The sequence below is a fragment of the Desulfosporosinus hippei DSM 8344 genome, from assembly GCF_900100785.1.
Taxonomy (GTDB): domain Bacteria; phylum Bacillota; class Desulfitobacteriia; order Desulfitobacteriales; family Desulfitobacteriaceae; genus Desulfosporosinus; species Desulfosporosinus hippei.
Genome location: NZ_FNCP01000026.1, coordinates 1 through 18514, shown reverse-complemented (window position 1 = coordinate 18514; position 18514 = coordinate 1). Strand labels below are relative to the sequence as shown.

The following is an 18514-nucleotide window of genomic DNA, read 5'->3' as shown; positions in this document are numbered from 1 at the left end:
TGCTGTTACCTGTTTTGTTAACCTTCAGACGAATTCCCACAACAGTCACCTTTGCTGTGCCCACGTTTTACTTTTTTCATACTCCCGCATTTAGGGCAAGCAATTTCATAGCCATGTTTCCCGCCAGTTGCACAAGGTTCTGCTTCCCATACATTTCCGCATCCAATACACTCAAACACACGATTTTTCATCAAATAGTGACCACCTCGAATAATTATAGGTCGCCCTTCAACTAATGCAGAAGCGATTTTCGACCTAGCCGCTCCTAAAATTCGCTGAAACGTAGCTCTGGAAACCCCCATAGACGCTGCACACTCGATTTGATCCAAACCCACCTTGTCTTTAAGACGAATGGCTTCTAATTCCTCTAAGTTAATATTTATTTCTTCTAAACAAGATTGTCCCAGAGGAATGAAAGTCTGGCAGACTAGTGCATCGTCGATTAGGCCACAACAACGTCGCCTTGGCATCAAATCAGCTCCTTTTGGGCATATGCTCAATTAAAGTATATCAAATTTCCTGAATAAAGCAATTAAATTTCGGCTTTATAATAAAATATTTATTTAGAATTCACTTTCATCTCTTCCCCCACAGAAACAGAACAAGGAACACCTACTTACAAGGAGTAAGGTCGTAAATAATAAAACTAAAAAGCCGCCCCCCTGAAGAAAGAGTGACGGCTAAAGTCCGAAGGTTTCACTGGTTAAGTTTCATAAGGGTTTCGATAGCATTATTCAGAACCTCTTGCCGATCCTCTCCGGAGTCAATGGCATCTAATAGACAGGAACTGGCATAACGTTGAGCTATAATCACAGATGTCTTATGAACCGCTGAGCGAATGGCAACAAGTTGCAAAAGGATATCTTCGCAACTTTTCTCTTCCTCAATCATGCGCTCTACACCTGAGATATGTCCCCGTACAGTCTTTAGACGAGTTAGAATTTTTTGAACTTCTTCTTGATCAACCTCTTTCAAAAAGATACATTCCTTTCACCTGTAAATGGATACCTATCTTAATAGCTTACCGGAGTTACAATCAAGTTATGTACGATAAAGTTTAATGTATTTTTGATAACTTTTCAAGACACGCTGCACGTAATCACGGGTTTCTTTAAAGGGAATATCCTGCTGCCGGATATTATCCGGGTCAATTTGACCGGATTCAATCCATTCTTGAACATGCCCTCTTCCACCATTATAAGCAGCAATGACTAAAGTTTGATTGTTAGAAAACAGCTTTTGCAGACTAGCCAGATACCAAGTTCCGTATTGAATATTCTTTTCCGGATCAAGTAGATACTCATTACTATAACCCTTATCTCCAACACTTTGGGCTATGGATTGAGCTGTACTGGGCATTAACTGCATTAGTCCTAGTGCACCCTTATGAGATTCTGATTGGGGAAGAAACTTACTTTCCTCTCGGATCACAGCAAGAACCAATAAGGGATCAACTCCGTATTGGGAAGCATATTTTTCAATGATTGTCCGGTGAGGGTATGGATAGATAATCTTCTGTAAATCTACTAATTGAAAAATGCTATAAACTGCTAAAATACATAGCACAATAACTAGGCTAATTTGCCGGCCATTGATCTTACGCTTCAAATTCTTTTTAGCCATCCCATCTCCTTCTCACAATTAAGAAAGGTATTTATCCTTAGTCTATTTTCTCAAAGTAGTCTATTATGTATTAATTGAGCTCTAGCCTATCTAGTAATTCTTCCCATTTATTAGAGAGTTGACACACTGTTTGAGCCTCGTCCCCAGAATTATCAATAACAACATCAGCTAGCTTGCACTTTTCATCTAGTGATCCTTGGGAAGCAATTCGGGCTTCCACCTCACCCAGACTCAGCTTGTCCCTTGCCAGAACGCGAGAAATTTGCAGGCTGCGTGGTACCCAGACAACCCAAACTTCATCTACATACTTTTTAAAACCTGATTCAAAGAGCAGAGGCACATCCCAAACACATATCTTATCCCCGCGCTGCTCAAGCGAATCTCGGTCTTCATTCATACATTGCCTTACACGAGGGTGCACGATGCGCTCTAAGCGCTTTCGTGCATCATCATCCCTGAAAACCAGTTTTCCTAAAGTGGTTCGATCTATTTGTTGATTTCTATTCAAAATTTCCGGGCCAAATTCAGTAACTAATTTTGAAATCGTCAATGAGTCAGTTTGCAACAAACGGTGAACCGTTTGATCAGCGTCGAGAACCGGTATTCCTTTATTTTTAAACCATTGGGCAACTGTAGATTTACCACTGCCAATTCCACCCGTCAGGCCAATGTTAAACATACTTCTCACCTCAGATCAATTTTCCCAATCCGATTAAGATTAAAACAACACCTGGCAAATATTCCGCCTTACTAGTCCAATATACGGGAATTTTCCCGGCCATTTGCTGACCTAGCCGGAGCATCATTATTTGGGTCAAGGCTACGACTCCAATTACTGACAAAGTCATTCCAGCCATAGCAGCTCCTATTCCACTTGCAAAGGCATCTATAGCTAGGGCACTTCCTAACAGTAAGCTTTCTTTTAAACTGATTACCCCAGAACCATCGACATCTGCAATATCGGGTGTCTTAAGAACTTGAATTACCAAACCGAATAATTGTAATTGAAATCTAAAAACCGGTTCTAAAACAGCTTTGGGTTGAGCATAAGCCATAGCCGGCACAGCTTCCGGAAAGACTTCTTCGCTCCCATTCCTAATAGCTTTCCCTAATTGAAAAACTCCTAGAGCTAGTAAAATTACAGCTCCTAATAACTGTGCAGGTATTACCTCTAGCCATAAGCTTACCCAGCTACCGAAAAGCATTGAAATTCCCATTGCCAAAACCGTACACATTGCAATAGCTATAAGCGAATTTACCGGTATTCGAATGCGGCGCAGCCCATACGCCAACCCGACACCAAAACCATCCAGACTTAAAGCCACTGCCATAAGCATAGCTACTCCCATAATATGTATCCCTCCATCTTGCGACTTCAGGATAATATATGGATTCAAAGTCTATTTGGTGAAATCAATCATTTCCAGCAATCCATTCTTCTAAAGCACTATCTCTGCGTTGCTTTGCCGCCTCATAATCTTCATGCAGCTTCATAGCCAACTCATAATTAGTATTGGCCATTCCAAGCTCTTCTTCTAATGTTTGAAGTTTTGTTTCTAACTCTTCGATTTCTAATTCAAGTTGCTTCATTCGCTTTTTTTCACGTGCTTGAAGGCGGCTCTCTTGTTGATCTTGCCCACTTGTCTTATTATTTCGATCCAGAGAAGCATCACAAAGTTCTTCTTGCTGTTGTTTATATTCTTTGAACCCGGTGTAATCTCCATCATAAAGCAGCAGTCCACGAGGGGTTAGTTCGGCAATTTTGTTAGCAACCTTATCTAAGAAGTAGCGATCATGGGAAACCATTAGTACTGTTCCGTCGTACTCTTGAAGAGCTTCTTCTAAAACCCCACGAGTTTCAACATCCAGGTGATTTGTCGGCTCATCCAGCAGGAGTAAGTTCCCTTGCTCTAAGAAAAGTTTGCATAAGGCTAAACGGCTCTTTTCTCCTCCACTTAAGACAGATATAAGCTTAAATACATCATCTTTTCGAAACCCATATCTGGCGAGAAGACTTCTAATCTCCGGATCCTTTAAATCGGAGACCTTTCGGATCTCATCCATTACCGTACCGGAAGTACCCAGATTTTCATGCTCCTGTGAGTAATAGGCAATTTTCACATTTGCTCCCAAACGAATGGTTCCCTTAAACGGAACCTGATCAAGAATAGCTTTGAGAATAGTCGTTTTTCCGATCCCATTTTTACCCAACAACGCTACTCTATCTTCACGTCTTAGATCCAGTTGTACATTGGAAAAAAGAGTCCTGGTTGCGAAAGAAATCGATAGATCTTCTATTAAAAGTACCCGATTTCCGCTTCTTCCACCACTTCCCATGGAGATTGAAAGTCCATGATCTACCTTGCTAACCTGAATAGGCTTAAGTTTTTGCAGCTGACTTTCCCGGCCCCGAGCCTGCTTGGAGTTGACTCCAGCCTTATTTCTACGAACATATTCTTCAAGCTTAGCAATCTTTTTCGCTAAACGTTCTGCTTCTCGATCTATTGTCTTGGCCTCTATAGCTTTGAGTAATTCATACTCAGAGTAATTTCCGGGATAACTTTTCAATCCGCCGTTTTCCAGACACAAAACTCTCGATACCGTTCTATCTAAAAAGTATCTGTCATGTGAAACAATCAGCAAAGCTCCGGAATAATCTCTCAAGTACCCTTCAAGCCATTCCATTGCAGCAATATCTAAATGATTAGTTGGCTCATCTAATATTAAAAGTTCAGGGGCTCGAAGCAAAAGCTTACATAGGGCTAACCGAGTTTTTTGTCCCCCGCTTAGCGTAGCAACCTGAGAATTCATTTCCTCTTCTAGCCCTAATCCTGCTAATATTTTCCGAACTAAAGCTTCTAAAGCATAGCCTCCTTGGCGTTCGAAGGATTCAGTCAAAACAGCATACTGCTCCATTACTTTTTCACTTGGAGTGGTACCCATTTTTTCTTCTAACTCCCTCAGTTGTTCCTGCAGATATAGTAAATCTGCACGTTCCTGGATTACACAGTCAAAAACCTTACCTTCATCTTCCACAATAGGAGTCTGAGGCAGATAACCGTAGGAACCAAGGATTTGAACCTCTCCACATTCTAAGCGCATATCACCTATACAAGCCCGAATGAGAGTTGTTTTACCTGCTCCGTTCGGACCAACTAGAGCAGCCTTTTCTCCATTTTCCAGGGCAAAACTAATCCGCCGAAAAAGTGGCTCACCGGATATATCAACACCGCAATCGCGGCAAAATAAAACACTCATTTTTCTGCACCTGCTCTATTGATATTCGTTACAACATTAATTTAACTTAAGACTGGGTTGCTATTCACGTTGTGGGTTCCAAGTCAAGAAAATAAAGCACCTCGATATTTTGACAAACAAGCTCGTTATCGAAATTTACTATATCATAGACCTTGTTTTCTAACAAACTCAAAAACATCCTTCGAGAAAGGAAAATAAGAATAAACGAATATTATCTGTATGGAAATTTTTAGATAGGTAGTATATTTTTTCCGCAAGATGCGACACCGTTTTCGAGTATCAAGGATTATGATACAAGTAAGATAGTAGAAAAGAGTGATTTTAATGAAAATCGATAATTTTGATTCCGAAAAATGCAAATTGGATGAACTATTATCGTCTCATTTTTTCAACTGTATTCCTGAAGCCTGCGTAATGCTTGATCCATGGTTCTATATTGTGAAAATGAATTCTCAAGCCGAGGAATTTTTTCTTTTACCCAAAGAGTATTTAATGAGCAAACCCTTTTGGGAAATAGCACCTCAATATATTAATACAAATATATTTCATGCAATGTATAAGATAAAAAACGATCGCCAAAATACTAGTCTCGAATTTTGCGGCTCGATTACAAACCGGTGGTTCGAAGTTAATCTATGTATGATCGATAAGTATATCGTTTTGTTCTTTAAGAATATCACACATCACAAACATACTCAAAATGAGCTGTTAAGAGCACAAGAAAGGTTTTCAGCGGTTTTTCGCAACAGTCATGCCCTGATGGCAATTGTTAATCAAGATAACAACCAGCTTGTCAGTGTTAATGATAGCTTCGCAGATTTCTTTGGTTATTCGGCAAACGAAATAATTGGTAAAACTAAAGAAGATATCTGCGAAACACAGAACAATCAATTTTCGCCTCACAAAATACCTGAAGATTATGACAACAATTCTTTTAGTAAACTAATATCAGTTAAGACTAAATCAGCTGATTCTTTTAAACACATTATCATTACTTCAGAATCAATAAACGTTAATGAAAAATCATGTCGCTTAGAAATAGGAATTGACATTACTGACAACCTAAGATGTCAAAAAGAACTCCGCAGGCTCGAGCATCTAAACCTTCTTGGACAGATGTCAGCAAGCATTGCTCATGAAATTCGCAATCCTTTACAGACAGTTAAAGGATTCTTGCAATTGCTTCAATCTAAGGAAGGAATCTCTCCTTATCAGACCCATTTTATCTTAATGATTGATGAGCTTAACAGAGCCAATCAAATAATTACTGAATTACTGTGTTTGTCTAGGACTAAGCCAACCAATCTTAAATTGCATAATATTAATGATATCATTAATAGTGTATTACCCCTCATTGAAGCCCAAGCTCTAGAAGAAGACAAAATTATCATTGTCGAACAAAAGGCTGTTAGCATTACACTGCTTGATGAAGATGAAATCAAACAAGTCTTGTTAAATATCGTTAAGAACGCCTTAGAAGCTTCAAAATCTAAAGGGTGTGTCAAGATTATCACAGAGAGCAATCAAACCTCTGTTAAACTAATCATCTGTGACAATGGTCAAGGAATACCTCCAGAGCTGCAGGATAATATCGGAATGCCTTTCTTTACAACCAAACAAAATGGAACCGGACTGGGGCTTTCTATGTCACTCAGTATTCTCGAACGCCATAACGCCAAGCTGGATTTTGTAAGCGATAAAAACGGGACATCTTTCTTCATCATTTTCCCCATAGTAGAGTAGTTAACTTGCTTAATTAAGCCTACGCTCAATCAATAATCCAAAACCAATTCCTAGAGTATAGGAAATCAGATCACTCCATAAAAATCCGTAACCTAAGACTAAACCGCCAATACTAGTGTGCCTTAATGAATCAATCCAATAGGAATGGTATAGTTGACTAATCTCAACAGCATAGGAAAAGATGAGCGCACCGGCTGCAACCACTCTTGTTGATTTAGCTCTGAATAGAAGACCGAACAAGAAAAAAATCATCAATCCCCATAAGATATCCCCTAAATACAAATTAATCCAAAGCGGTAAAAACGAAGAGAAACTTCGTGCGCTTAAGCCACATATCATAACTATTGTCACTAGCATTAGATATCTAATTACTTTCCTCTTACCGTGCATAGTACTCACCATATCCTCATAGGATTATTTGGTTTAAGTCACTAATAATTATTACTTCTTAGCTAAATAATAATAAATCATATCCAGTGAAGGTGGCTGCTTATTTACTTGCCTCAGCATTGTTACTACCTGCCCTCTGTGAAACGAGGAATGATTTGTCACATGCAGCATCTGTTTCCATAATTCCAAAGTATATGCTACACCCTCTAAGTTCTTATAACTTATTTCTTCCAATAATTCAGTTTCTGTTAAAGACATCAGAAAACTATCGATCTGACTGCTAAAATCACCCCACCTTTCAGCCATAGCTAAGTAATTAGGATAATCAACAGGATTTAAAAGTGTACGACCTTGTTCGCCTATCCATCGTGACAACCATAATTCTTCAGCGCCCAGAATATGAACCATTGTATCTCGGATTGATTTAAAACTACTTGACAGGTTTCTGATGAATTCTTCAGTTTCAAGATTCTTTACCACACTCATTAACGTTTTATTTGCCCAAGCGTTATATCCGTAAAGTTCTATTATTTGATTCCTATTCATATCATTTTCTCCTCCGTTAATACCCATGGATGATGGGTTGACGAGTACTTACTTCTTGTGCAAGCAGATTAGTTGGGTGCTATTCCACCCTATAGATTTATAAAAATCCAGCGCTGAGATGTTATTCTTATCGGCCAATAACTGCAATCTTTTTGCTCCCTTTTCCATCGCCCAGCCTTCAATGGATGAAAGCAATTCTTTGCCAATGCCTATTCCCCTATGTTCTTTATCCACTACTAGATCTTCAATAAGAGCTACATACCCTCCCTCGGCAGTAGAGACTAAAATCTGAGCAGTGCACATTCCAATTACTTGCGAATTGTTCTCGGCAACCATAATACAACCCTTGGAATCATCCTGCAGCATTATTTCAAGACCCTTGCGTTGTTTGCTTTCATCAATTTTGAAATCACTCTCTATGGAAAAAAGGATTCCAAGCAACCTAACGAGAGCGGAAATGTCAGTACTTTCGGCTCTTCTAATTATAGAATTGGACATAAATAGTAAACCCTCCCTCTTAAGACGAAAATTCGCAGGCCCTATACCTATCTTCTGTTTCTAGGCGTCCCATTGCAACGGCCGGGTAAAGGATGATCGTATTTTCGTGAAATTATCTCCCTTCGTGGTGTTAATTTGTGCCTGGGTAAGAAAGAGGCTTTTTGTTAAATCCGCTCCTCTGAAGTCAGCATCTCGTAAGTCAGCCCCGATAAAATCAGTTCCCGTCAAGTCAGTTCCTCTGAGGTCTGCAGCGATAAGGTAAGCTCCTCTTAGATTTGCACCTCTAAGATTAAATTTTCTAAGGTCTGCTCCAATAAGATTAGCTCCTCTACCGAAGGACTTCTTTCGCCCTGAACTGGTCTCCTGCCCAAGACGAGCTTCAGCTCGAACAAGTTCACTAGTTTTAAGCAGTAAAGCGTTAACCTCTGCACGTTGTGCAGCTACATCTATTTTCAAAAGAGCCTCAGGACTAAGGCCGGTTACAAGTTCAGTCTGATCAAGCATAGCTTGGAGTTCCTTATGGATAGTTCGGGTTGGTTCTAATGTCAAAGCTTCCGACAGATACCAGAGCAATTCATGGAGTTGTCTCATAATAAGGAATACATCAAACATTTGCTTAGCAGATTCAGGTTTTTTCCGCCAGTCCAATCCCAAAAAGCTTACTTGAGCTACTTTTTGCCCCGCACCAAAACAATCAAAAGCCATGCAACCTTTCATTCCTTTTTCCCTCAGGCTTTGATGAATGGAACAGTGAAAATCCCGCTGTAGATTAATGCAAGGTTGACCCGCGTCTTTGTCATTGGGGAAGCCTTCTGAAGCTGCAAAGTACAGTGCAACACAACATAAACCGAAACATTTTTCACAATCGGCAATCAGATTACTCCTAGACAATTCTGTTCTTCCTCCATATTTCAGCAATCCTTAATTTAAAGCCCACAGCGATTAATACTACCAGTTAACATAGGCTCGTACATCATTATGGCATGATTTTCAGTGATAAACTCGTCTCCTAGCTGATTATTATGGAGATCAAATATCTGGCGGCTTATAACATTGTGACGCATGTACCCACCCCACCATTCTTGGGAAATCAAATGGTCACTTTCATAAACCTTATATTTATGAGATAGAGGTTGTTCACATCGCCATTGGCCTTCAAGATCTGATTCTCCGACATTTATTTGAAGTTGATAGTAATTTGGGGTCTCATTTTTGATTTGAAGATCTATATAATTATAAACAACTGTAGCTCCGCTTCCAAAGGGTTGAGTCCTGTTAGCATCCGGAAATACGTCATGCGTGTGGCGCCAGCGTTCCTTTACTTGTAAGGGGGTATGTAAGGTCATCCAATAGATAAGATTGGAAAGTTGGCATAGGCCCCCTCCTACTCCCGGTACAAAAGACCCGTTTTTTAGCACCATCCCTTCCGAGAACCCTTTTGCTTTCGTTGGTTTTCCTACCAAACGCCAAAGGGAAAATGTCTCTCCTGGTTTAAGAACTAACCCATTTATCTTCGACACAGCCAACTTCAAGTTCGTTACCTTGTTTTCCTGCAACCACATATCAACATTTTTAAGCTGCCGATACAATGGCGTTTTATGATCTGCCACTTTAAAAGGGAGGGCAAGATTCTGGAATGTAGATGCATACTGGGTTGACCTAGAAAAATACCATTGGAAGTAACGACGCCATGTAAAGAATAGCTTACCAAAAAGCAACCGGTATTTAGAACGTGTCACCGGCCTTTCAGACTGATATCTATACTTGGTAGCCAGGGCTTTTCACTCCCTCCATGCGGATTATCGTTCAATTGAAACCTGGAGCAAATTAGTCTTTAGGCAAATGGGAGTTAGCACCTGCTTTATAGTGTTTAAGAAAAAGGTTAAAGTATTGCTCTATTATTCTTTGCTGTTCTGTCTCCCCAGTACTTTTCAGAATTTCCATTGCAGCTTCAATCGTGCAAAGTGTTTTTTGAAGCCTACCCCTTCGCAATGTGAATTCAGACTCATAATCCGGCTTTATAGAGATTTGGGGAATGCTTTTTAAGTAATCGCACTTTCTAAAGATCTTTCTTGCTTCCTTCCAAGTACCATCAATTAGAATGAATGCGTTCATTTCTTCTTGAAGGTTGCTTAGAGTTTCACTCTCAGAATCCTCATTCTCAGACGGAAATAATAAATACGTTTTCCCTTTAAAGTTAGTCATCTTCTCGATCAATTTTTGCGAAGGTTTGGTTCGTTCCCATAAGAATATTTCTGTTGAAAGGGGGTTTATCAATTTAAGTAATCTTCCAGTACTTGAAGGTCTGGAAAATTCCCTTTCACTCGTTAAAACCCAAAACTTGGCTCTTGAATTTATCGGAGTAACCATATTACATATGCAAGTCAAAGTCGGCAAACCACATTGATTACAACTATCATATAGTTTGGTAATTTGCTTCACTTTAAAAGCATTATCCATTGCTCTCATGACTCCTTAAACTGTCGTACTTAAGATTAATTAATATTCCAAAGTAATGTTCATTTTCTATAAGTTTAAATACATAGCCTTACTTAATTCTCTAAAACCATTCCTAGCATAAAATTGTTCAGCATTAGAATTAAAGGAATATACTTTTAACTCAATTCTATCTACATCCTTATTCTTAGCCCATTCGAAAACTCTTCTTAAAAGTAGTGTTCCAATACCATGTTTTTGGTAACCTTCCCTGACCGCTATACCATCTATTTGTATCCATTCCCTCTTCTTAATAATTGGGAAATTAGATGACTTTTGTAAGTAACATTCTGCAAAACCAACAACTTTTGAATCTGCCTCAGCAACAAAAAGCCCTTTATTAACATCATTAATGCTTTCCAGTAGGTACTCTTTTGCCTTTGCGTAGTCTTCAGGTAAAACAAAAAGTTCAGGATGATTTAGCCGGTGTTGTTCGTCAAGTTCAATGTATACCTCGCATAAACTTTCATAGTCCTTGATGACTGCTTCTCTAATCTTTATTTCCAAATCTACTCCTCCGATTTGTGCCACTTGAAAAGTTACGAAATCCGCTTTATCGCTGACTATGAATTATCTGATTTGCTCTATGGACATCCTCTTTCCTAACAAAAATTTCATAGTTTGTACTATTGGGCATAATGGAGTTTCCTATACCGCCAGAAGAGTTATTGGTTATTTTCGTTTTTGCTTTTACCCCATTATCCAGCAGCCTTCCTCGTATGCCGGCATATTTATCAATATTGTTTGTGAGATAAACCGTTTCCCAACCAAAAAAATAATTAAATATCCTCTTGAACATTTAAACCCACCTCCCCTTTTAAGCCCTCACCGCAATTTCAACCCTTTTGATGATTGTCTTTCAAGGATTATGAACTTGTTAAGTTCACAACCTCAATTTCAGCGATGTTTCGCTTAAACGGTCAACTTCAGCCAGAGAGCTATGTCATAAAACTAATTCTTCCTATCAAGTGAACTTAAACGGCTCATATAAACGTACTTGTCAAAGTACTCAACAGGATGATTGTAACTAAAATAGCTACTACACATATTCTCGAATTCCAGGTAACTTGTTCATGTAATTATACTATATTTTGGCATTTCTTTATAGCTTCAGCATATTATCAAATGGTGCACCGATGCACCATTTGCCCTCTCTTTCCCGAGGGGGGAGTCATCATAAAAATGCACTGAACATTAACTGCTCAGTGCTTATACTTTAGATTTTCTTGATAACAATCATTGTTTACTCAATTTTTGAACAGCCTGTTCTTCATTGGGCAAGAAAAACATATCCTTTCCTTTATTACTCTCATAAATGAAATCTTTAAGGCTCTTGCTGGTATACACTGAAAAATCACCGACAATTGCTATCTTCACATGATAATTAACAAACTTTTGCGATATTTCACCTGCAAGTTTAGTTTTCAAATCGAAAAACTCTTCACAGATTGCTGATTTATAAATAATTATACGATCACAATCTGTTTCGTACCTAATTGTTGCCATTAAATCTAATGCTGATTGGACATCTGTTATCAATATCTCGCTACAATCTACCACAGCAATTTCTATATTATTATCTTTTACAGTATTAATTTTCATACCTAACCTCCATTTGAACGACTATACGTTCATTGTGCCTGTTTGCTCCAGCGACCATGCTAGGGGCTAGGTTTAAGAATTTTAGAAATAGATTATTCTAATGCTAAGTTTACCGCCCCTATGGCATGAAGCGAAGTTGTATCAAATAAGGGTACAGACGAGTCCACTGGTTTAACTAACAAACCAATTTCTGTACACCCTAGTATAATTCCCATCGCGCCTCGTTCTATTAAATCCTCAATGATTCTTTTATATTGGACTCTAGATTCTTCAATAATCTGTCCCAGACATAGCTCGTTATATATTACTTCATTTACTATTACCCTATCCGTTTCCATTGGAATCAATACTTTTATTCCCTTAGTCTCTAAGCGCGATTTATAGAAATCCTGTTCCATAGTATATCTTGTTCCCAATAAGCCAACTGTCTTAATCTCGTTAGATAAAACCTGTTGTGCTGTAATGTCGGCAATATGAAGTATTGGAATATTTATGCCTGCCTGGATCTCTTTAGCAACCTTGTGCATCGTATTCGTGCAAATGATGAGAAAATCTGCCCCCGCTGACTCCAGACTCTGAGCAGCATCTATCAGAATCTGGGTAGCCTTTTCCCATTCTCCATTTCTTTGACAGATCTCTATTTCCTCGAAGTCTACGCTGTAGAGAATGCATTTGGCCGAATGCAGACCTCCAAGCCTTTGCTTAACTTCTTCATTGATAATGCGATAATATTCGGATGACGATTCCCAGCTCATTCCTCCGATTAAACCGATTGTCTTCACTTTGAATTCCCCCAATAATTATTGATTAGGTCTATTTAAGAATAGTAATACTTTCTTGCGCAGTTAACCCTGTTGAAGATTTAACTGTTATCTTCGTGACTCCCTCAGCAAGTGGAAGCAGTCCACCCCCGAATCCAGCGATTTTTAACAGATCTGGTTTTTCTACACTATAGTTAGCTAAGACTTCGGTCATTATGAATCCTGAATCATAGGTTACAACTGAATTGATATGCTTAATAGCCTTATCACTAAGGTATATTTTATTATCCACATATAGCTTCATGGACTCAGGCTTACCGATATTCCCGAATAAAAACAGTAATACTGATTCTATCCGTTGTGCCCAGAAGCGTTCAGAGTGTTCTCCATCAGGAGCTTCATAGGCCACTAGTTCATCAGAGTATTTGTAGCCATTATTCATTAATAGCAGAACCCCATTAGCTGCCATGTTAACAAAGCTATCCTCTTTAGACCCTACATCGATCCATATCTTTAGTGGTTTCTTGTCTTTATATACTCCCGTGCTTAACATGTCATATAATTTATTGTCTCCCCAACCCAGGTAAGGGGAAAGCATGGCAAGCTTACTAAAAACCTCCGAATGCCTGAACCCAATATTGAAAGTAGCAAGACCTCCAATCGATGCACCCATAAGGGCTGTGTTGTCCCTATCTGCCAAGGTTCGGAAATTTTTATCTATAAAAGGTTTTACATCATTTATTACGAAGTCCTCGTATAAATCGCCCTTGCCTAAAACAGGCTCACCCATATCTACCCCATCCCAGTGAGAATACTCACTAGTTCTAAGTTCTCCAATATTATCAATGCCAACAATAATGATTTCTTTGATTTTACCTTCTGAAATCAATTTATCTGCTTGGGTATGCATATTAAGTGATTCCTTCGACCAATCAGAAACCTCAAAGACACTTTTGCCATCATGAACATATAAAACCGGAAACTTTTTCTCTTTATCATCATAGTAGCTTGGAGGCAAATATACATGCAGGCTCCTATTATTGTTTAACATAATTGCCTGAAAGTCTTCTATAACAATTAACCTTGTTTTTTTAGCTTGAAACTCTTTATTCATATCTACAGGAATAAAATTCCGGGCCGAAATATTGACTGGCGTTGTACTCGCCCTAGATTCAAATGGAATAATAGATATCGGTGATTTAATAAGTCCTATTGAAAGTACAGCAAATACACACATTAGTGCTACTAGCCAAGGATATTTTCTTTTAATCTCCATTTTTCGCCTCCTCCTTTGAGGTGAGAAATTCTTTCAGAAGTGCAGCAAACGTCCCTTTTCATTGATTAATGAATTTTTTTAGGAACTTGTCATGGAGATTGCTCATAGATGCTAATGCCATTATTGCTCCTAATAGTGCCATAAACATGTCCCATTGTGTATCCCAAACATCCCCTTGAGTACCTAAAAATGCATCGGCTGCGCTACCGGTGGCCTCTGCCACTCCCCATTCAATTAATTCATAGGATGCACTAATGGCAAGACAGATGCTAATTATAAGGAATGATAATAATTTACCTCTTTTTAATGCTGATTTCCGCACTAATATTTCTCTGACGATAATAGCGGGTATAAAACCCTGGGCAAAATGCCCCAGCCTATCATAATAATTCCTAGCAAGATGAAAAGCATCTCTTATCCAATTAAAAATCGGCATTTCTGCATATGTGTAGTGTCCACCAACTATTAGTATGATCGCGTGTACTAATATCAAAAAGTAAACTAAATTGGTCAATCTAAATCGGTTATAAGTTAAAGTTACTACAGTTAGCCCAATCAGTGCCGGAAAAACTTCTAAAAACCAGGTAAATAAATCCTTTGGATTTATAACTGACCAAATGAGCACGGCAAAAAAAATCACTAATAAGACCCTATGGAATGGTTCTAATCTATCGTTCATTTTAATCCTCCCCGAGATCATTATTGTTCTTTTTTACATGCTTTCATCTGCTTTTTAGAGTATGTAAAAACCTACCAACCAAGTCCAGTGCGGTGTTTTGAGATTGCTCATTATAATTTTTACTAAAAGGATCACTAAATCCATGTCTTCCATCCAATATATGTGTACTAACAAAAGGCTTCGTTTTAAGAGCATTACTTAATTCTAAAACATCAAAGAACTTTTCTTCTTTTGCCCAAATTAATAATACTGGGCATTTCGGATTTATAAATTGATAGTCCCGTATTCTAGATCCGTAGTAACAAATCGCCCCATCAACTGTACTCTCTAAACCGCTACATAGCCATGCTGCCGTAGCCCCAACACTAAAGCCTAGTAAATATACCCGTTTATAATTACTATGTGCCTTCTTCAATATTTTCTCAAATTCCTCTATCATCGAATTGAATCCAATGTGATCAATAAAATACTGATAAGCTTCTCCTTCTCTACAATAATCAAAGAATTCTTTACCCTTAAAGAAATCGGGACATAAAACATCATATCCTGACTCCAAATAGTGTTCGCATACCCATTTAATGTGGGGGTTAATACCATAGATCTCATGCAAAACAATTACTGCGTATTCTTTACGTTCCATAATATTTAATATCTCTCCAAGCTATCATTTATCTAAAGTGACATTTCAAAGAACGTTCCGAAGGTTTTCGACGCCGGATTTATTAAATTCATATCCTCTCCGTTATCTCAAACTCTATTAAGGTTGAAGCCTATTCTTCGAATAGTTTTCGTAAATAACGATCTCTATTTTCCAAGAAGCCTTTGGTAATTTGATAATGTGAGGTATCTTCATAGGTTGTTTGAGAAACCGGTGAAGTATCAAAATCGAGAATCTGGGCATCTGGGTAAGCCAAAATAATTGGAGAATGTGTTGCAATAATGAATTGGGACCGACCGCCTTCTACTAAATCCTTAATAATTCTCAACAAGGTGAGCTGACGAGCTGGGGAAAGAGCAGCCTCCGGTTCATCCAATAAATAGATTCCCTTTTTCCCAAACCTATTAGCGAATATCGACAAAAATGATTCTCCATGGGATTGTTTGTGGAGGGAGTTGCCACCATAGGGCTCATAAGCAGCTGGGCCGAGACTATCAATATGAGAGGCAAAGTTGTAGAGGCTTTCCGCTCTGAGAAAAAAACCATTCGTGATTTTGGGTGCCCAGGAAAGCCTAATATAATCACCTAATGCTGATTCTGAGGAATGGACTTCATAATAGTTATTTCTACCTCCACCGGCTGTGTTGAAATCACATTTATAGGCAATGGCTTCAAGGAGTGTAGATTTCCCCGACCCATTCTCGCCTACGAAAAATGTCACACTATTGTTAAACTCGATCGTTTCTAAACTTTTAAACGCAGCTATGGAAAACGGATAGACCTCGTGACTTGGGATCCTTTCTTTAAGTAAGCTTAATCTTCGCAAGAACATTCTTAGTCTCTCCTATCTCTGCTGGCCAGGGTCTTAAACTAACGTTCTCAGAGTTTGCGACGTCGGGTTACTGAATTAAATGTTATCTCAATGTTGCTAATCCTCTGTAATGTGATATCGTATTCCCCCCGAATCACAGCGAACGATCCCTCTATCCCTATGATAACATAGACATATGAATATAATGAAAAGCCGATTTCCCTAAATAAGGATGATCGGCTTTTGTGTCATTATGCCATATTTATTTTATCAAAAACTCAGGGGCGCACTTTAGCTATAGTATAATTCAACAGAAAGAAAAAGTCTATATTTTTCTTAGCATCTCTGGTATTATTCTTCATGCAGCTGCAAAATATATACTTGGAGGTAGGATCATGAAAATAAAAATTGAGAATAGACCTTTTGGCCCTTTTCCAACAGTGCTTGTAGGTGCTGATGTAAATGGCAAGCCAAATTACGCCACTCTCGGGGCATATGGGGTTGTAAGTATGAAACCTGTTCTTTATATCTCATTGAAAAGCACTCACCATACAACAGCGGGTGTTAAGGAAAATGGATACTTCAGTGTCAATATCCCTTCTGCAGATTTAGTTCAGAAGACAGATTATTGCGGTATCGTATCCGGAAAAACAACAAATAAATCGAATGTTTTTGCTTCATTTTACGATGATATTGGAAAAGCACCAATGATTAGCGAATGCCCTATCAATTATCTGTGTAAAGTTATTCAAACTATACCAATCTTTGATTTTGAGATGTTTTTAGGAGAAATAGTTGCGGTATACGCCAATGAACAATGCCTTAGCGACGGTAGGCCTGACCCGATTAAGATCGATCCAATAATCATGATGGATCTTAATTATTGTAATCTTAACCAAGTGTTAGGCACTCCGTTTAAAATAGGCCGAAGTGAAGTAATAAGATGCAAATAATCTATTTTCATTTTACAATCAAACCTAGTAATCTAGAAAGACCAACCGCTTGCATAGCATTCACTATGACACCATTAATATCTGTGATATTTACTCCTATCCCTTCAATATCACAACTTGTAAAATCTATTCCTCTTAGATTTGTGAAGTTCATTTGAGCCTCAACAAGATTAGAATCTTGAAATTCTACGTTAATTAACAATGAGTTTTTAAAATCCGCAGAAATCAATTGACATTGTTGGAATACAACTTGCTTACAATTTGAATAACGAAAATATGCATATTTACTATTACAGTTTATGAATGTTACATCTCTCAATGTAGCTTCACATAAATTAATACCCACCATCTTACAATTTATAAATTCAACTCTATGCAAGTTAGCTTTACTAAAATCAATATTTGATAAATCACAATTTTGAAAGCTTACATCTATCAGTTCTAAACGTTTCAAAGTAACTTTGTTAAAAATGACTTTATTTAATTTTACTTTTTTAAAAGTCATGCACTCTGCTTCATGATTTTCTAAATAGCAGTTTGAAATTATTCCACTGGAGACTATCATTTCATCCACAATATTTTCTCCGGATAGCTCGATGATATCTAAATCAAATTCTAATTTGGGTTTAGAAACTTTTGTCTTTATTTTTTTGTCTTCCATACGTTCTTGCCTCTTTTGAAAAAATACTTCAATCGCTAGATGTTCTACTATTTTTGTTCGATTTCGGTAACACATTCGCTTTTAATCTTTTCAACCAGGAATTGCAGGGCATCAATTACATGTGGTCTGATATCGCCGCCTATCAGAACATACATTATGTCATCGCCTAATTCGAGCTTGCCTTGATTAAGCCAAACCCTAACATGGAAGATACCGTCCATTTTATAGGTTTCGGCAATGGCAGCATCAACCATTGCAGCATCATAATCAAATTCCATTCCCCTCACCATAGAACCGTCATCAATTCCTTGGCGCACCTTAGCTTTGGGCGTTTGGCGCACAACGCCATTATGAACTAAAAACATCCCTTCCTGTAAAGCCGCAGGATTATTTTTTGCTTCTTTGAGCCATTCATCGATTGATGGTGATAGTTTTTTCATTTTTCCATTAATCATAAACTAATACACTCCTTGTAAGATAAATATAGGGTTCAGGTTACAAAACGAACCCGAACGTTCCTTGATAATTGACTCCAAATTGTTCAGATGAATTAGTTGAC

At 38.2% G+C, this 18514-nt stretch carries 24 protein-coding genes; 2 read left to right on the top strand and 22 right to left on the bottom strand.

All coding sequences use genetic code 11. The features are described from left to right. Positions 1–17: 17 nt before the first annotated feature. From BLS16_RS18290 to BLS16_RS18265, 6 genes are all read right to left on the bottom strand, one after another. Positions 18–470, bottom strand: a complete 453-nt coding sequence (locus tag BLS16_RS18290; RefSeq protein WP_092335102.1) for a DUF134 domain-containing protein — start codon at positions 468–470, stop codon at positions 18–20. 226 nt (positions 471–696) lie between these two features. After that, positions 697–975: a metal-sensitive transcriptional regulator gene (locus BLS16_RS18285; protein ID WP_014903641.1), complete on the bottom strand. Its 279-nt coding sequence runs from the start codon at positions 973–975 to the stop codon at positions 697–699. 66 nt (positions 976–1041) lie between these two features. Next, a complete protein-coding gene (locus BLS16_RS18280) occupies positions 1042–1623 on the bottom strand; it encodes a lytic transglycosylase domain-containing protein (protein ID WP_092335101.1) in 582 nt (193 codons plus the stop codon). Positions 1624–1693: 70 nt separating this feature from the next. Next, positions 1694–2302 (bottom strand): dephospho-CoA kinase, encoded by a 609-nt coding sequence (gene coaE, locus BLS16_RS18275; protein WP_092335100.1) that lies wholly within the window; start codon positions 2300–2302, stop codon positions 1694–1696. A gap of 10 nt (positions 2303–2312) precedes the next feature. Then, positions 2313–2972, bottom strand: a complete 660-nt coding sequence (ytaF, locus tag BLS16_RS18270; protein ID WP_092335099.1) for a sporulation membrane protein YtaF — start codon at positions 2970–2972, stop codon at positions 2313–2315. A 64-nt stretch (positions 2973–3036) separates the two neighbouring features. Continuing rightward, on the bottom strand, positions 3037–4881 hold the full coding sequence (locus BLS16_RS18265; protein ID WP_092335098.1) for an ABC-F family ATP-binding cassette domain-containing protein: 1845 nt from the start codon (positions 4879–4881) through the stop codon (positions 3037–3039). A 324-nt stretch (positions 4882–5205) separates the two neighbouring features. Between BLS16_RS18265 and BLS16_RS18260 the strand changes: the two genes are divergently transcribed. After that, complete coding sequence (locus BLS16_RS18260) at positions 5206–6624, top strand: ATP-binding protein (RefSeq protein WP_092335097.1); 1419 nt, start codon at positions 5206–5208, stop codon at positions 6622–6624. A 9-nt stretch (positions 6625–6633) separates the two neighbouring features. Here BLS16_RS18260 and BLS16_RS18255 read toward each other — a convergent pair whose 3' ends face one another. From BLS16_RS18255 to BLS16_RS18190, 14 genes are all read right to left on the bottom strand, one after another. Continuing rightward, positions 6634–7014 carry a DUF2809 domain-containing protein gene (locus tag BLS16_RS18255; protein WP_092335096.1) on the bottom strand — a complete coding sequence of 127 codons (381 nt, stop codon included), beginning with the start codon at positions 7012–7014 and terminating at the stop codon, positions 6634–6636. A gap of 51 nt (positions 7015–7065) precedes the next feature. Further along, positions 7066–7560: a DinB family protein gene (locus BLS16_RS18250; RefSeq protein ID WP_092335095.1), complete on the bottom strand. Its 495-nt coding sequence runs from the start codon at positions 7558–7560 to the stop codon at positions 7066–7068. Between the two features lie 48 nt (positions 7561–7608). Next, positions 7609–8058, bottom strand: a complete 450-nt coding sequence (locus BLS16_RS18245) for a GNAT family N-acetyltransferase (protein ID WP_092335094.1) — start codon at positions 8056–8058, stop codon at positions 7609–7611. Positions 8059–8118: 60 nt separating this feature from the next. After that, on the bottom strand, positions 8119–8949 hold the full coding sequence (locus tag BLS16_RS18240; protein WP_242876361.1) for a pentapeptide repeat-containing protein: 831 nt from the start codon (positions 8947–8949) through the stop codon (positions 8119–8121). Positions 8950–8984: 35 nt separating this feature from the next. Next, positions 8985–9833, bottom strand: a complete 849-nt coding sequence (locus tag BLS16_RS18235; RefSeq protein WP_092335092.1) for a VanW family protein — start codon at positions 9831–9833, stop codon at positions 8985–8987. Between the two features lie 52 nt (positions 9834–9885). After that, positions 9886–10518 carry a tRNA-uridine aminocarboxypropyltransferase gene (locus tag BLS16_RS18230; RefSeq protein ID WP_092335091.1) on the bottom strand — a complete coding sequence of 211 codons (633 nt, stop codon included), beginning with the start codon at positions 10516–10518 and terminating at the stop codon, positions 9886–9888. A gap of 66 nt (positions 10519–10584) precedes the next feature. Further along, positions 10585–11085 (bottom strand): GNAT family N-acetyltransferase, encoded by a 501-nt coding sequence (locus BLS16_RS18225; protein WP_242876360.1) that lies wholly within the window; start codon positions 11083–11085, stop codon positions 10585–10587. Positions 11086–11107: 22 nt separating this feature from the next. Next, positions 11108–11353 carry a hypothetical protein gene (locus BLS16_RS18220; protein WP_092335089.1) on the bottom strand — a complete coding sequence of 82 codons (246 nt, stop codon included), beginning with the start codon at positions 11351–11353 and terminating at the stop codon, positions 11108–11110. 437 nt (positions 11354–11790) lie between these two features. Beyond that, complete coding sequence (locus BLS16_RS18215) at positions 11791–12156, bottom strand: DUF4180 domain-containing protein (protein WP_092335088.1); 366 nt, start codon at positions 12154–12156, stop codon at positions 11791–11793. Positions 12157–12248: 92 nt separating this feature from the next. After that, complete coding sequence (locus BLS16_RS18210; protein ID WP_092335087.1) at positions 12249–12938, bottom strand: aspartate/glutamate racemase family protein; 690 nt, start codon at positions 12936–12938, stop codon at positions 12249–12251. 31 nt (positions 12939–12969) lie between these two features. Further along, a complete protein-coding gene (locus tag BLS16_RS18205; RefSeq protein ID WP_092335086.1) occupies positions 12970–14193 on the bottom strand; it encodes an alpha/beta hydrolase in 1224 nt (407 codons plus the stop codon). A gap of 58 nt (positions 14194–14251) precedes the next feature. Continuing rightward, positions 14252–14872, bottom strand: coding sequence for a DUF2238 domain-containing protein (locus BLS16_RS18200; protein ID WP_092335085.1), 621 nt, complete (start codon positions 14870–14872; stop codon positions 14252–14254). Positions 14873–14915: 43 nt separating this feature from the next. Further along, complete coding sequence (locus tag BLS16_RS18195) at positions 14916–15512, bottom strand: dienelactone hydrolase family protein (protein WP_092335084.1); 597 nt, start codon at positions 15510–15512, stop codon at positions 14916–14918. Between the two features lie 130 nt (positions 15513–15642). Next, entirely contained in the window at positions 15643–16362 is a 720-nt protein-coding gene (locus tag BLS16_RS18190; protein WP_092335083.1) for an AAA family ATPase, read from the bottom strand. A 371-nt stretch (positions 16363–16733) separates the two neighbouring features. On the opposite strand from BLS16_RS18190, the gene BLS16_RS18185 reads away from it, so the two are divergent. Continuing rightward, positions 16734–17294, top strand: a complete 561-nt coding sequence (locus BLS16_RS18185) for a flavin reductase family protein (protein WP_092335155.1) — start codon at positions 16734–16736, stop codon at positions 17292–17294. Between the two features lie 7 nt (positions 17295–17301). Here the strand turns inward: BLS16_RS18185 and BLS16_RS18180 are convergent, their stop codons facing one another. After that, positions 17302–17955, bottom strand: coding sequence for a pentapeptide repeat-containing protein (locus BLS16_RS18180; RefSeq protein WP_092335082.1), 654 nt, complete (start codon positions 17953–17955; stop codon positions 17302–17304). Between the two features lie 47 nt (positions 17956–18002). Then, complete coding sequence (locus BLS16_RS18175) at positions 18003–18410, bottom strand: molybdenum cofactor biosynthesis protein MoaE (protein WP_092335081.1); 408 nt, start codon at positions 18408–18410, stop codon at positions 18003–18005. Between the last annotated feature and the right edge of the window lie 104 nt (positions 18411–18514).